Consider the following 13,583-nt stretch of genomic DNA (forward strand, 5'->3'; position numbering starts at 1 on the left):
CTATCGAAATCTTCTTCCTGGGGCTGCTCGCGCTGGCGAGCCTGTCGATCGCCTGGGTGTCCGGCTTGGTTCTGTTCAAGCTGTACCGGGGGCAGCGGTAGCCCTCGATGTTCGAGCTGCCCCCTCAGCTTCCCTCCGAACTGGTGCCGCTGTCGTGGCTCCTCGGGGTGTGGGAAGGTTCGGGAGTCATCGACTATCAGATCGGCGAAGAGTCCGTCAGCCGGGAGTTCGGTCACCGGTTGAGCTTCAGCCACGACGGCCTGCCGCACCTGAATTACAACTCCTACACCTGGCTCGAGCCCACGCCCGACGCCGACGGCGGTGAGTCGACGCCGCTGATGACGGAAACCGGGTACTGGCGGCTGAGCCGTGCCCAAGGGCTCGGCGATCCCGGTCCGGGTCTGCTGCCGGCCGTGGGTGAGCATCCGTTCGTCACCGCTGCGGCGGTCGAAACCCTCCGCAACGCCGACAACGGCTTCGATATCGACGTGACCATCGTGCACCCCGGCGGAGTCGCGGAAATCTACCTCGGCCAGGTCAAGGGTCCGCGCATCGACCTGGCGACGGATGCCGTGATGCGCACCCAGGGTGCCAAACCCTACTCGGCGGCGACGAGGCTCTATGGTCTGGTCGACGGCCATCTGCTCTGGGCCTGGGACATGGCCGCCTTAGGTCAGAGCCTGCGCACCCACGCGTCCGGCCGCCTCAAGCGCGTCGAATAAACCGGGCATCCCTGCGCCTCACATCCAGGCGCCCCGGCGCCGAACCGTCCGTTGGAAAGAGCTCCCATGACCGATGCACCCGTGTCCCTTCTCCCGTCCTCGCCGCTCAGATCCCCGCTGCTCGAACTCGACGGCGCGGTGCAGGCCGAGGGCATCGACGCCGGCGTGGCCGCGCACTACGGCGGACCTCTCACGGAGCAGCGCCGGCTTCTCGCCGGCGGAGCCGTCGTCGACCTGTCCCACCACGGCGTGCTGAGCGTCGCCGGACCGGACCGGTTGACCTGGCTCAACTCCATCTCCAGCCAGGAGCTGCGCCGCCTGGCGCCGGGGGAGTCCACCGAGACGCTCCTGCTCGACCCGAACGGCCACGTCGAATACGCCATGGCGGTCATCGACGACGGGGTGGAGACCTGGCTGCTGGTCGAGGCAGCCCAACTGCCCGGGTTGCACGCGTGGCTCGACACGATGCGCTTCACACTGCGGGTGCAGGTCGTCGACCACACTCTCGCCTACGCCGTGATCGGGTCGATGGGTGACCCTTCGGTGTTGCCGCTCACACCGGCCGCGCCGAGCGGAGTGCCTCTGGTGTGGCACGACCCCTGGACCCAGGTCTCCGCGGGCGGATACCAGTACGCGCCTGGACCGGCGCATCCGGCCGCCGCGTGGCACTGGACCGAGACCCTCGTCCCCCGCGCGTCCCTGCCGGCTCTGCGCGACGCCGTGCGGAACGGAGGGGTCGCCGCGGCCGGCCTTCTCGCCGTCGAGGCCCTCCGGATCGCGGCGTGGCGCCCGCGCCGGGCCACGGAGGTCGACGAGAAGAGCCTGCCGCACGAACTCGACTGGCTGCGCAGCGCCGTGCACCTGAACAAGGGCTGCTACCGCGGCCAGGAGACCGTGGCCAAGGTACACAACCTCGGGCATCCGCCCCGCCGCCTGGTGCTGCTGCACCTGGACGGCTCCGACGCGGTGCTCCCCGTGCACGGGGACGAAGTGCAGGCCGTGAAGCAGCTGGCCGATGGAACCACCGAGCACCGCGGTATCGGCCGGATCACCTCCAGCGCCATCCATTACGAGCTGGGCCCGATCGCGCTCGCCACGGTGAAGCGCACCGTTCCCGCCACGGTCACCCTGTACGTGGCCTCCCAGGACATCCTCGTCGCGGCCGCGCAGGAGGTCATCGTGCCTCAGTCGGCGGGCTCGGTGGCCGATATCCCGCGCCTGCCCCGGCTCGGCATCCGCACGCCCGGCCACTGACGCCGGTCACTGACGCCGGTCACTGACCCGGGCCGCCGACCCAGCCCCGGCGCGCTCGCCACGTCGGTAGAGTTGGACTCATGTCAGATGCATACAATCTCATCCTTCTCCGTCACGGCCAAAGCCTATGGAACCAGGAAAACCTTTTCACCGGCTGGGTGGATGTCAGGCTGAGCGAGCAGGGCGCGGGCGAAGCCAAGCGCGCCGGCGAGCTTCTCGCCGAGTCGGGCCTGCTGCCCGACATCCTGCACACCTCATTACTTACCCGTGCCATCCAGACCGCGAACATCGCTCTGGAAGAAGCCGACCGGCTGTGGATCGACGTCAAGCGCTCCTGGCGGCTCAACGAGCGCCACTACGGCGCCCTGCAGGGTCTCGACAAGGCGGAGACCCTCGCCAAGTTCGGGCCCGAGCAGTTCCAGCTGTGGCGCCGCTCCTTCGACGTTCCGCCGCCCGTGCTGGCCGACGATTCCCGCTGGTCTCAGGCGCACGACCCGCGTTACGCGGCGCTCGGCGACGACCTGCCCCGCACCGAGTGCCTCAGCGACGTCGTCGACCGGATGCTGCCCTACTGGGAATCCGACATCACCCCCGACCTGCGTGCGGGCAAGACGGTTCTCGTCACCGCCCATGGCAACTCGCTGCGCGCGCTGGTCAAGCACCTCGATGGCATCAGTGACGCGGACATCGCCGAGCTGAACATCCCCACCGGCATCCCGCTGGTCTACCGCCTCGGCGCGGACATGATGCCGCTCGGCCCCGGCCGTTACCTTGACCCCGAGGCTGCCGCCGCCGGTGCCGCCGCCGTCGCGGCCCAGGGAAACAAGAAGTAGCGTCCAACCCACCAGGAACGAGAAAGCCCCGGAAGCGACTGCTTCCGGGGCTTTCTCGTTCCTGGTGACGCCGGAACGCCTGGACTCTAGGCGTTCGTGTTCTGCTGCCAGGCGCCGGTGCCGAGGTACTGCACCTTCTTCGCGATCGAGACCGCGTGGTCGGCGAAGCGCTCATGGTAGCGGCTGGCGAGGGTGGAGTCGACCGTGTCGGCCGCCTGGCCCTTCCAGGTCGCCCCGAGCACGGCGTCGAACACGCTGAGGTGCAGCGCGTCGACCTTGTCGTCTTCGTTGCGGATGGTTTCGGCCAGCTTCATGTCCTCATTGGTCAGAAGCGCGGTGAGCATGTGCGCGATTGCCGTGACGAGCGTGCCCATCTCGGCGAAGGTGGCGCGCAGGCTTTTCGGCACGACCTTGTCGGGGAACCGGTAACGGGCCAGCTGGGCGATGTGCGTGGACAGATCGCCCATCCGTTCGAGCGACGCGCTGATGCGCAGGGCGCTGACGACGATGCGCAGGTCGCGTGCGACCGGCTGCTGGCGGGCCAGGATCGTGATGGCCAGCTCATCGAGTTCGATGGTCAGCTCGTCGATCTTCTCGTCTTCGGAAATCGCTTCTTCCGCCAGACCGACGTCGGACTCGTTGAAGGCGCGCGTCGCCTTGTCGATGGAGATCGCCACGAGTCGGGAGATCTCGACAAGGCGATCCTGCACTTCGGCGAGTTCCTGCTGGAATACTTCACGCATGGTGTGTGGTCCTTCCTGGGCGCGCGTAACACGCAGACGCGTGAGACCCACCTGGCCCCACCGAATCATGGGGGAGGGAGGTTAACGGCAGGTGCCGTGGTCTTGAACTCTACCTAAAGTAGTCTGCGCGCCGGGACGGCCCCGTCACCCACCCGGAATAAACGTCAGTATTCTGGATGAATGGAATCGACAGGGCTTGTGCTTCTGGCGCTGGCCCTCGGCCTGACTGTCGGGGCCGGTTTCATGACGCTGCTGCACGTGGCCGAGCGTCACGGTCGGCGCGCCGCCGAGGTCGTCAACCCGGCCGTCCCCGACGGAATCGACCAGGTGCTCGACGCGCTGGAGACGGCCGGTGCCGTCGTCGACCCGTCCAACAACGTGATCAAGGCATCCCAGGCCGCGGTGTCGATGGGACTGGTCTGGAACCGGCAGCTGGTGCACTCCGAGCTCCTGAACCTGATCAGCCAGGTGCGCCGTTCCGGCGAGCCGATCTCGGACCACCTGGTCCTCTCCCGCGGGCCCTTCGGTGATGCCAGCATGCGGGTGCGGGTGCGGTTGGCCCGGCTGGGAACACGGTACGTTCTGGTGCTGGCGGAGGACCGCACCGAGGCCTTCCGGCTCGACGAGGTGCGCCGGGACTTCGTCGCCAACATCAGCCATGAGTTGAAGACGCCCATCGCCGCCGTGGGGCTGCTGGCCGAGGCGCTCACCCAGGCGGCGGACGAGCCGGTGCAGGTGCGCCGCTTCGCGAACCGCCTTACCACTGAGTCCGGTCGCCTCAGCCGCCTGACCCAGGAGATCATCGAATTGTCCCGCCTACAGGCGCAGGATTCCCTGACCGAGCCCGAGATCCTCAACGTCGACGTCATCGTGGCCACGGCGGTGGACCAGAGCCGGGTCACCGCGGAGGCGGACCGGATCACGATCGCCCTCGGCAAGAAATCGGGGGCCGAGGTGAGCGGCGACGAGCGGCTCCTCGTGATGGCCGTGCACAATCTTGTGGCCAACGCCGTGAACTACTCAGCAGAGGGTTCCCGCGTCGGGGTCGGGGTGCGCAAGAACGCCGGAGTCGTCGAGATCAGCGTCACCGACCAGGGCGTGGGCATCGAGGAAGCCGATCTCGATCGGATCTTCGAACGCTTCTTCCGGGTCGACCAGGCCCGCTCGCGGCACACCGGCGGTACGGGGCTCGGCCTCGCGATCGTCAAGCACATCGTTCAGATCCACGGCGGCGACATCCGCGTCTGGTCGCAGCCGGGCAGCGGTTCGACCTTCACCATCCGCCTCCCGGAGGCGCCGCACCCCGCTTCGGCGGCGATAGGAGACACCCCATGACCCACATCCTTCTAGTCGAAGACGAGAGCGCGCTCAGTGAGCCGCTGAGCTTCCTGCTCGAGCGGGAGGGGTACGAGGTCACCGTCGCCGAAGACGGTCCGAGCGCCATCAGCGAGTTCGACCGCACCGGCGCAGACCTGATTCTGCTCGACCTCATGCTCCCCGGCATCCCGGGCACGGAGGTGTGTCGGGAGATCCGCACGCGGTCGTCTGTGCCGATCATCATGCTGACCGCCAAGGACTCCGAGGTGGACATCGTGGTCGGGCTCGAGCTCGGCGCCGACGACTACGTCACCAAGCCGTATTCGACCCGGGAACTGCTCGCCCGCATCCGTGCCGTTTCCCGGCGCCGCACCGACGAGGTCGGGGAGGACCTGAGCCTGCTGTCGGCGGGCACAGTGCGGATGGACACCGAGCGGCACACCGTGACAGTGTCCGGCGAGATCGTGAACCTGCCGCTGAAAGAATTCGAGCTGCTGGAGTTCCTGCTCCGCAACGCCGGCCGGGTGCTCACCCGAGGTCAGCTGATCGACCGGGTCTGGGGCAGCGACTATTTCGGGGATACCAAGACCCTGGACGTGCACATCAAGCGGATCCGGTCGCGGATCGAAGCCGCCCCCTCGGATCCGACCATGCTGGTCACCGTGCGCGGCCTGGGCTACCGCTTCGACGCCTGAGGCCGGGCGCGACGGAGGGCGCCCGCGCGGGAATGCGTGCCGCGATCCGGAGCGGCCAGTCGGCCTCGCCCTACGGGGCGGAGGTCGGCAGCAGCGTCGAGTACTCCTCGAGTGAGCCGTCGAGCACCGGGACGAGAACTTCGACGCCGGTCTTGTTGCCGTACTGGAAGAAGACGGGGAACAGCGACCCTGGCGCGACGTCGGCCGTGACGGTGACGGTCGGGGCATCTGGTGTGCCGAACGTGACGCTGGAGTTCGCGTCCACGTTCACCTCCTGGGTGAACTTCTCGGTGCCGTCGTCGTACTGCACGTTCAGGCTGTGTGCCGAATCGCCCGAGTTGACGACGGTGACCACGAGGTTGGCGATGTTGCCGTCGTCCGACAGGAGCATGGCGTTGCGGATGGCGAGGTCGCCGACATTGCCGCTGACTCCGTCGCTTGCGTCGTATTTCGCGGTCGTCGACTGCGGTGCCAGGAGATTGCAGCCGCTGGTCCCCAGAAGGATGCCGGTCGCCACAACGACGGACACGATGATACGAGCTTTCACAACGCCTCCAACAGATCACCGTTCCGCCTGACGGCCAAACGCTGCAAATTTAGCTTTCCCCTTCAGCCTACCGGCTCCCGTCGGGCTGAGCCGCGCGCGCCCGGGCGCGGCGCACCTTACCACTGGCGGCTGTGGTAGCCTCGTCGTTGCTGAAGGGATACACATATGCTGTTTGAGGTTGGCGAAACTGTCGTTTATCCCCACCATGGTGCTGCGACGATCACCGAGGTGAAGACGCGCATGGTCAAGGGTGAAGAGAAACTGTATCTGAAGCTGAATGTCACCCAGGGCGACCTGACCATTGAGGTTCCCGCCGAGAACGTCGACCTGGTCGGCGTTCGCGACGTGATCGGCCAAGAGGGTCTCGACAAGGTGTTCGAGGTGCTGCGCGCTCCCTTCACCGAAGAGCCCACCAACTGGTCCCGCCGGTACAAGGCCAACCTGGAAAAGCTCGCATCCGGCGACGTCATCAAGGTGTCGGAGGTCGTTCGTGACCTGTGGCGCCGCGACCAGGACCGGGGCCTGTCCGCCGGCGAGAAGCGGATGCTGGCCAAGGCCCGTCAGATTCTTATTTCAGAGCTGGCCCTGGCGGAGAAGACCGACGAAGAGAAGGCCTCCACGTTCCTCGACGAGGTCCTGGCGTCCTAACCGGCACAGCCGGAACCGGCAGAATCAGAACCCACGTAACCAGACTTGCTTTCGATGGAAGGCGGCGCCGCGAGGTGCCGCCTTTCGCATTTCGTTCCTCCGACGCCCGCACCGACGCGGTCTTTTGCCGCAGTACCTCCCGCACCACTTCGTACTCACCGTCTCGCGTCCATTCGTCGCCGACCTCACCAGATAGCCTCCAGATATGACTGAAACCCCTGCGCCCCAGGTCGCAGTCATCGTCGTCGCCGCCGGGAGTGGCAGCCGGCTCGGGCACGCCGAGCCGAAGGCGTTCGTCTCGCTGGCCGGACGCACGCTGCTCGAACGCGCGCTTGCCTCTGTGTTCGGGATGCGGGACCCGGTGCAGGTCATCGTTGTCGCGCCCGACACCCACCTGGCCCACGCCCGCCGGGTCGCCTCGAGGGCGGGCGGGGCAGCATCCGTCGACGTGGTGGCCGGCGGCGCCACCCGACAGGAGTCGGTGAACCGCGGCCTGGCCGCGCTGCACCCCGGCGTGCGCACCGTCCTGGTGCACGACGCCGCGCGCGCCCTCACGCCCGCCGCGCTCTGCGACGCCGTCGTCGACGCGGTGCAGTCAACCGGTCACGGCATCGTTCCCGGCCTGGCCGTGGTCGACACCATCAAGAAAATCTCCGCTGCCGGCGAGATCCTGGGCACGGTGGACCGCGCCGCACTCTCGGCCGTGCAGACCCCGCAGGGCTTCCCGAGGGAGATGCTCGCCGCCGCGGCCGCCGCGGCATCCGCCGGCTCGTCGCTCGAGGCGACCGATGACGCGGGCGTGGTGGCCGCCGCCGGCTACCCGGTCAGCGTGATCGCCGGGGACCCGCTCGCCTTCAAGATCACAACCCTGTGGGACCTGGGCCGGGCCGAGGCCCTGCTCGGCGCGCGCGTGCCGGCCCACTCCGCGCCCGGCACCGACACCGCGCCCCGCGTGGGCACCGGGCTCGATGTGCACGCCTTCGACGACGACTCCGAACTGTGGCTCGCCGGCCTGCACTGGCCGGGGGAGCGCGGACTGTCCGGGCACAGCGATGGCGATGCCGCCGTGCACGCCATCTGCGACGCCCTGCTCTCCGCCGCCGGGTTGGGCGATATCGGTGGTGTCTTCGGCACATCCGATCCGCGCCTCGTCGGCGCCCATGGCGACGTGTTCCTCGGCGAGACCCTGCGCCTGCTGGCGGCCGCCGGGTTCCGGGTCGGCAACGTCACGGTGCAGATCATCGGCAACCGGCCCAAACTCAACACGCGCCGGGCCGAGGCGGAGGCGCTGCTCGGATCGCTGCTGAAGGCGCCGGTCGCCGTGTCGGCGACCACGACGGATGCCCTGGGCTTCACTGGCCGCGGCGAGGGCCTCGCCGCCATCGCGACGGCGCTCATTCTCCCCGAACCCCCGGCAGACCCTGACCTAAGCTGGGAAGCGTGACCATGCGACTCTACGATTCCAGGGCCCAGGCCCTCCGCGACTTCATACCCCTCACGCCCGGCGCGGTGGGTATTTACGTTTGTGGACCCACCGTGCAGTCCTCGCCCCACATCGGCCACCTGCGCAGCGCCCTCGTCTACGACCAGCTGCGCCGCTGGCTCACCTACCGCGGCTTCGATGTCACCTTCGTGCGCAACGTCACCGACATCGACGACAAAATTCTGGCCCACGCGGTCGGGGGCACCGAGCAGTGGTGGGCGCTCGCCTACCGCTACGAGCTGGAGTTCACCGCCGGATACCAGCGGCTGGGCATCCTCGCCCCCAGCTACGAACCCAGGGCGACCGCCAGCATCCAGCAGATGCAAGACCTGATCACCCGACTGATCCAACTCGGGCACGCCTACCCGGCCGATGACGCCTCCAGCGACGTCTACTTCGACACGGCGAGCTGGCCCGACTATGGTGACCTCACCCGCCAGCGGCGCGGCGACATGGAACCGGCAGCGGATGCCGACCCGCGTGGCAAGAATGACCCACGCGACTTCGCCCTGTGGAAGGGTCGCAAAGCCGACGAACCGGAGTCCGCCTCCTGGCCGTCCCCGTGGGGAGCCGGCCGTCCCGGCTGGCACATCGAGTGCTCGGCCATGGCGTCCCGCTACCTCGGCTCCCACTTCGACATCCACGGCGGCGGGCTCGACCTGCGATTCCCGCACCATGAGAACGAGCTGGCCCAGTCCGCCGCCGCCGGCGACGGCTTCGCGAGCTACTGGGTGCACAACGGTCTCGTCAACGTGAACGGGCAGAAGATGTCCAAGTCGCTGGGCAACTCGGTCTTCGCGGCGGAGCTGCTCGACCAGGCGCGCGCCATCGTCGTGCGCTACTACCTGGGGGCGGCCCACTACCGTTCCACCATCGACTACCACGAGGGTTCCCTCGTGGAGGCCGAAGCGGCCCTCGAAAGAATCGAGAGCTTCCTCGACCGCGCCGACCGCCGCCTGGCGGACACCCGCTTCGCCGGATCCGGCGTCGAGATCGTCCCGGACGAATTCGCGTCCGCCATGGACGACGACCTGGCCGTGCCTCAGGCTCTGGCCGTGTTGCACGACACCGTGCGTACCGGCAACGCGGCGCTGGACGCCGAAAATCTGCACGCGGCCGCCGCCGCGCGTGGTCACGTGCTCGCCATGAGTGAGGTTCTCGGAATCAACCCGCTCTCACCGGGCTGGTCCGTGGCCACGGACGAACCGGCCATGATCGCACTCACCGCCCTCGTCGAGCGCCTGCTCGACGATCGCGAAATCGCAAGGCAGGGCCGCGACTATGCGGCCGCAGACCGTATCCGGGACGAGCTCGTCGCCGCCGGAATTACCATCGAAGACACCCCCTCGGGTGCCCATTGGAGTTTTGACTGATGAAGAACACAGACCGTAAGTCCCGCACCGGGGCCGTGCGCAAGGGCAGCCGGGGACCACAGGTCGGTTCCGGCGGCCAGGGACGCCAGGCGCTCGAGGGCAAGAAGCCCACGCCCAAAGCGGAAGACCGCCCCTACCACCCCGCCGGCAAACGCAAGCTCGCCCAGGACCGCTTCGTCGCGGCCGGCGGCGGCCGCAGCCGCGGTTCCGCGGGTCCCAAGAGCGCGCCGCGCAGCGCCACCACCGGCAACACCGGCGGCGGCGGAGCGTCCACCCGCCGGGCTAAGCAGATCGACGAGCATGAGGTTGTGACCGGGCGCAACTCCGTACTGGAAGCGCTGCGGGCGAAGATCCCCGCCACGGCCCTGTACATCGCCACGCGCATCGAAATGGACGAACGGGTGAAGGAGGTCCTCACCCTCGCGACGACCCGCGGCATCCCCGTCCTCGAGGTCATGCGCCCGGAGCTCGACCGCCTGGCCGGCCGGGACTCGGTGCACCAGGGTCTCGCGCTCAAGGTGCCGTCCTACGAGTACGCCCAGCCCCTCGAGCTGCTGGAACTGACGATCAGCCGCGGCCACAAGCCGCTCTTCGTCGCCCTCGACGGCATCACCGACCCCCGCAACCTCGGCGCCATCATCCGCTCGACGGCCGCGTTCGGCGGACATGGCGTGATCGTGCCGCAGCGTCGGTCCGTCGGCGTGACCGCGTCGGCGTGGAAGACGTCGGCCGGCGCCGCTGCCCGACTTCCCGTCGCCATGGCCACCAACCTGACCCAGTCGCTCAAGGCGCTCAAGGAGCGCGGCGTGCTCGTCATCGGCCTCGCCGGTGATGGCGACACCCAGCTGCCCGAGCTCGGCATCGGTTTCGCCGAGCGCCCCATCGTGATCGTGGTCGGCAGCGAGGGCAAGGGGCTGTCCCGCCTCGTCACCGAGACCTGCGACGCGATTGTGTCGATCCCGATCAGCGCCTCGACCGAATCCCTCAACGCGGGGATCGCGGCCGGCGTGACACTGTACGAGGTCTCCCGACTGCGCGCGGCTGCCAAGGCCGCCAAGGTCGCGAAGCAGGCAGCCGCCGCGACGGCGGCAGCCGCCTCCGCAGCCTCTTAACCCGACCCGCCGGGCGCCCGTCAGGCAGGCCGAACCGCGAGAAAAACCCCTTAATCCCACAATCGGCGGGCTTTTCTCACGGTTTGGCTGGGTACACGGACCCGGCGGAACGCCGGCCGGATCAGACCTTGAGGCGCCAGTCGGCCGCGTCGTCGGCGGCCGACTCGGCCGCGTCCGCCAGGGCGGCGGACTCATCGTCGGTCACGTCGATCGGGATCGTGATCTCGCCGGTGGCCGGCTCGATCACGGTGGCCTCGTCGCGGCGGTGCCGGAGCACGTTCTTGACATAGGAGGTGACGGCTTCGGCCAACGGGATGTCCCTGGACTGGTTCTGGGCCATGAACCAGCGGTGGTCGAGCAGCTGGTGGAAGACCTCGGCCGGCTCCAGCTTGCCCTTGAGATCGCGGGGAATGGCCCGGATGACGGGTTCGAAGACGCGCACCAGCCACTCGTGCGCCAGCATCTCCTCGTCGGCCTCCGGGTCGCCGTAGGAGACCCGGTAGGAGTCGAGGTCGTTGAGCAGGCGCCGGGCCTGGTTCTCCTCGGCGTCGAGCCCGGTCAGCCGCAGCAGGCGCCGCTGGTGATGGCCGGCGTCGACGACCTTCGGCTGGATGCGCACGGTCGTACCCGTGTTGTCCGTCTTGATGGCCAGTTCCTCGATGTCGAACCCGAGGTCGTTGAGGCGTTCGACGCGTTCCGTGATGCGCCAGCGTTCGGAGCTGGAGAAGGATTCCGACCCGGTGAGCTCTTTCCAGAGCAGCCGGTAGGCGGCCACGATCCCATTGCTGACCCGGATGGGATCCAGCTCGTCGGCCGCCCGACCGCCGGCCTCGAGGTCCATGAGCTCACCGGCGATGTTGACGCGCGCGATCTCCAGGTCGTTCTCGCGCTGGCCGTTGGAGAGCCCGCCTGGATATAGCTGCCCGGTCTCGGCGTCGACCAGGTAGGCGGCGAACGCGCCGGCGTCACGGCGGAAGAGGGTGTTGGACAGCGACACATCACCCCAGAAGAGGCCGGCCATGTGCACGCGTACCAGCAGCAGGGCCAGGGCGTCGACCAGCCGGGTGGCGGTGTCGGGCCGCAGGGTCTGCGAGTAGAGCGCGCGGTAGGGGAGCGAGAACTTGAGGTGCCGGGTGACGAGCACCGAATTCAGCGGCTCGGCGTCGTCATCGGTGCGGTTCGTGATCACGGCGAGCGGCTCGACGCAGGGAATTTCCAGGCCCTGCAGGGTACGGAGCATCTCGTACTCGCGCTTGGCCATCTCGCTGGTGGTCTCCTTGATGGCGACGACACGGCCGCTCAAATGAGCGAAGCGCACAAGGTGGCGGGAGATGCCTTTGGGCAGGGCTGCGATGTTCTCGTTCGGCCAGGCATCCAGCGGGAGGTGCCAGGGAAGGTCAAGTAGGGCTGGATCGGCAGTGGCCGATGTGATGTTGAGTGAACCGCTCATCCGTCGAGTTTACCGGTGTGCTCCGCAGTCGGGGAACGACAAAACGGCCGAACGGAGCATGCTCCATCCGGCCGTTCGTTGACGAGCGGGTGCCTAGTCGGCGACTGCTCCACCGAGGCGCAGGCCGGTCTCGGCGTCGAACACGTGCATGTGGTGCGGCGTCGGGGTGAGGTAAACGGTGTCGCCGGCGGACGAGTGCGAACGACCATCGACGCGAGCGACGATATCGGTGCGCTTGCCCTCGACCGTGGAGTGGCCGTAGAGGTAACCGTCGGCGCCGAGCTCCTCGACCAGGTCGACGGCAACTTCGAGGCCCTCGCCATGCGTGGTGGACAGGTGGATGTCCTCGGGGCGAACGCCGATCGTGACCTTCTTGCCGGTGGAGCCGGCCAGGGTCTCGCGGGGCACGGGGATCGTTGCGGTGCCGAACCTGACGCCGCCGTCGACGGTGTCGGCCAGGAACAGGTTCATGGCCGGGCTGCCGATGAAGCCGGCAACGAAGACGTTGTTCGGCTTCGAATACAGGTCGCGAGGCGTGCCGACCTGCTGGAGCACGCCATCCTTGAGGACCGCGATGCGGTCGCCCATGGTGAGGGCTTCGGTCTGGTCGTGGGTCACGTAGACCGTCGTGACGCCGAGGCGGCGCTGGAGCGAAGCGATCTGGGTGCGGGTCTGCACGCGCAGCTTGGCGTCGAGGTTCGACAGAGGCTCGTCCATCAGGAAAACCTGGGGCTGACGCACGATGGCCCGGCCCATGGCGACGCGCTGACGCTGGCCACCGGAGAGCGCTTTCGGCTTGCGGCTCAGGTACGGCTCGAGGTCGAGCAGCTTGGCGGCCTCGAGAACGCGGGCGGCGCGCTCATCCTTGTTGACGCCGGCGATCTTGAGCGCGAAGCCCATGTTCTCGGCGACCGTCATGTGGGGGTACAGAGCGTAGTTCTGGAAGACCATGGCGATGTCGCGGTCTTTTGGCGGGACATCCGTCACGTTGCGCTCACCGATGAAGATGTTGCCGTCGTTGACTTCTTCGAGGCCGGCGAGCATGCGCAGGGACGTGGACTTGCCGCAGCCGGACGGGCCGACCAGCACGAGAAACTCGCCGTCGGCAACCGACAGGTCGAGCTTGTCAACGGCGGGAATCGAGGAACCCGGATACAGGCGGGTCGCCTTGTCGAACGTGACTGAAGCCATGGTTGATTACTCCTTCACCGGCAGGTACGTGCCGGACGATCCGTTGTGATGGGTTACTACGCCTGCCACGCGTCATGTGCGACAGGTCAACTTTCTTAGTATGTCATGTCGGGGGATCGCGGCGACGGCGGGAATTCTGCGGCGGAGCCCGCCCACAGGCCCCGTCTGGACGTTTCCCAGAAAGGGGACCTACTATTTGGTAGGCATTCGCAAAT

At 67.9% G+C, this 13,583-nt stretch carries 13 protein-coding genes; 9 read left to right on the forward strand and 4 right to left on the reverse strand.

From position 1 onward, the window contains the following. Window positions 1-107 precede the first annotated feature (107 nt). The 3 genes from E3T40_RS05415 to E3T40_RS05425 all read left to right on the forward strand — a co-directional run bounded on the left by E3T40_RS05415 (window position 108) and on the right by E3T40_RS05425 (window position 2,809). On the forward strand, window positions 108-722 hold the full coding sequence (locus tag E3T40_RS05415) for an FABP family protein (protein ID WP_104171847.1): 615 nt from the start codon (window positions 108-110) through the stop codon (window positions 720-722). 66 nt (window positions 723-788) lie between these two features. Continuing rightward, window positions 789-1,976 carry a folate-binding protein YgfZ gene (locus E3T40_RS05420; protein ID WP_104193862.1) on the forward strand — a complete coding sequence of 396 codons (1,188 nt, stop codon included), beginning with the start codon at window positions 789-791 and terminating at the stop codon, window positions 1,974-1,976. Window positions 1,977-2,056: 80 nt separating this feature from the next. Next, window positions 2,057-2,809 carry a phosphoglyceromutase gene (locus E3T40_RS05425; RefSeq protein WP_104100149.1) on the forward strand — a complete coding sequence of 251 codons (753 nt, stop codon included), beginning with the start codon at window positions 2,057-2,059 and terminating at the stop codon, window positions 2,807-2,809. Window positions 2,810-2,895: 86 nt separating this feature from the next. On the opposite strand, the gene phoU is transcribed toward E3T40_RS05425, so the two are convergent. Then, on the reverse strand, window positions 2,896-3,552 hold the full coding sequence (phoU, locus tag E3T40_RS05430; RefSeq protein WP_104100148.1) for a phosphate signaling complex protein PhoU: 657 nt from the start codon (window positions 3,550-3,552) through the stop codon (window positions 2,896-2,898). Between the two features lie 180 nt (window positions 3,553-3,732). Between phoU and E3T40_RS05435 the strand changes: the two genes are divergently transcribed. Both E3T40_RS05435 and E3T40_RS05440 read left to right on the forward strand, forming a co-directional pair. Continuing rightward, window positions 3,733-4,887: a cell wall metabolism sensor histidine kinase WalK gene (locus tag E3T40_RS05435; protein WP_104171849.1), complete on the forward strand. Its 1,155-nt coding sequence runs from the start codon at window positions 3,733-3,735 to the stop codon at window positions 4,885-4,887. Continuing rightward, window positions 4,884-5,564: a response regulator transcription factor gene (locus E3T40_RS05440; protein ID WP_104100146.1), complete on the forward strand. Its 681-nt coding sequence runs from the start codon at window positions 4,884-4,886 to the stop codon at window positions 5,562-5,564. Before E3T40_RS05435 ends, E3T40_RS05440 begins: the two co-directional genes overlap by 4 nt. 70 nt (window positions 5,565-5,634) lie before the next feature. On the opposite strand, the gene E3T40_RS05445 is transcribed toward E3T40_RS05440, so the two are convergent. Further along, window positions 5,635-6,111, reverse strand: coding sequence for a hypothetical protein (locus E3T40_RS05445; protein ID WP_104171850.1), 477 nt, complete (start codon window positions 6,109-6,111; stop codon window positions 5,635-5,637). A gap of 165 nt (window positions 6,112-6,276) precedes the next feature. Between E3T40_RS05445 and E3T40_RS05450 the strand changes: the two genes are divergently transcribed. The 4 genes from E3T40_RS05450 to rlmB all read left to right on the forward strand — a co-directional run bounded on the left by E3T40_RS05450 (window position 6,277) and on the right by rlmB (window position 10,727). Further along, on the forward strand, window positions 6,277-6,759 hold the full coding sequence (locus E3T40_RS05450) for a CarD family transcriptional regulator (RefSeq protein ID WP_104171851.1): 483 nt from the start codon (window positions 6,277-6,279) through the stop codon (window positions 6,757-6,759). A gap of 205 nt (window positions 6,760-6,964) precedes the next feature. Next, entirely contained in the window at window positions 6,965-8,203 is a 1,239-nt protein-coding gene (gene ispD, locus E3T40_RS05455) for a 2-C-methyl-D-erythritol 4-phosphate cytidylyltransferase (protein WP_134542852.1), read from the forward strand. Then, window positions 8,200-9,615, forward strand: a complete 1,416-nt coding sequence (gene cysS / locus E3T40_RS05460) for a cysteine--tRNA ligase (RefSeq protein WP_104193778.1) — start codon at window positions 8,200-8,202, stop codon at window positions 9,613-9,615. Before ispD ends, cysS begins: the two co-directional genes overlap by 4 nt. Beyond that, window positions 9,615-10,727: a 23S rRNA (guanosine(2251)-2'-O)-methyltransferase RlmB gene (rlmB, locus tag E3T40_RS05465; RefSeq protein WP_104100141.1), complete on the forward strand. Its 1,113-nt coding sequence runs from the start codon at window positions 9,615-9,617 to the stop codon at window positions 10,725-10,727. Before cysS ends, rlmB begins: the two co-directional genes overlap by 1 nt. A 121-nt stretch (window positions 10,728-10,848) precedes the next feature. Here rlmB and E3T40_RS05470 read toward each other — a convergent pair whose 3' ends face one another. Together E3T40_RS05470 and E3T40_RS05475 are read right to left on the reverse strand one after the other, a co-directional pair. Then, the gene (locus E3T40_RS05470; RefSeq protein WP_104193780.1) at window positions 10,849-12,177 is read right to left on the reverse strand and encodes a DUF4032 domain-containing protein; all 1,329 of its coding nucleotides are present in this window, start codon (window positions 12,175-12,177) and stop codon (window positions 10,849-10,851) included. Between the two features lie 93 nt (window positions 12,178-12,270). Then, entirely contained in the window at window positions 12,271-13,368 is a 1,098-nt protein-coding gene (locus E3T40_RS05475; protein ID WP_104171855.1) for an ABC transporter ATP-binding protein, read from the reverse strand. Window positions 13,369-13,583 lie beyond the last annotated feature (215 nt).

It is taken from the genome of Cryobacterium sp. TMT1-19 (assembly GCF_004403055.1).
In the GTDB taxonomy this organism is placed as follows: Bacteria; Actinomycetota; Actinomycetes; order Actinomycetales; family Microbacteriaceae; genus Cryobacterium; species Cryobacterium sandaracinum.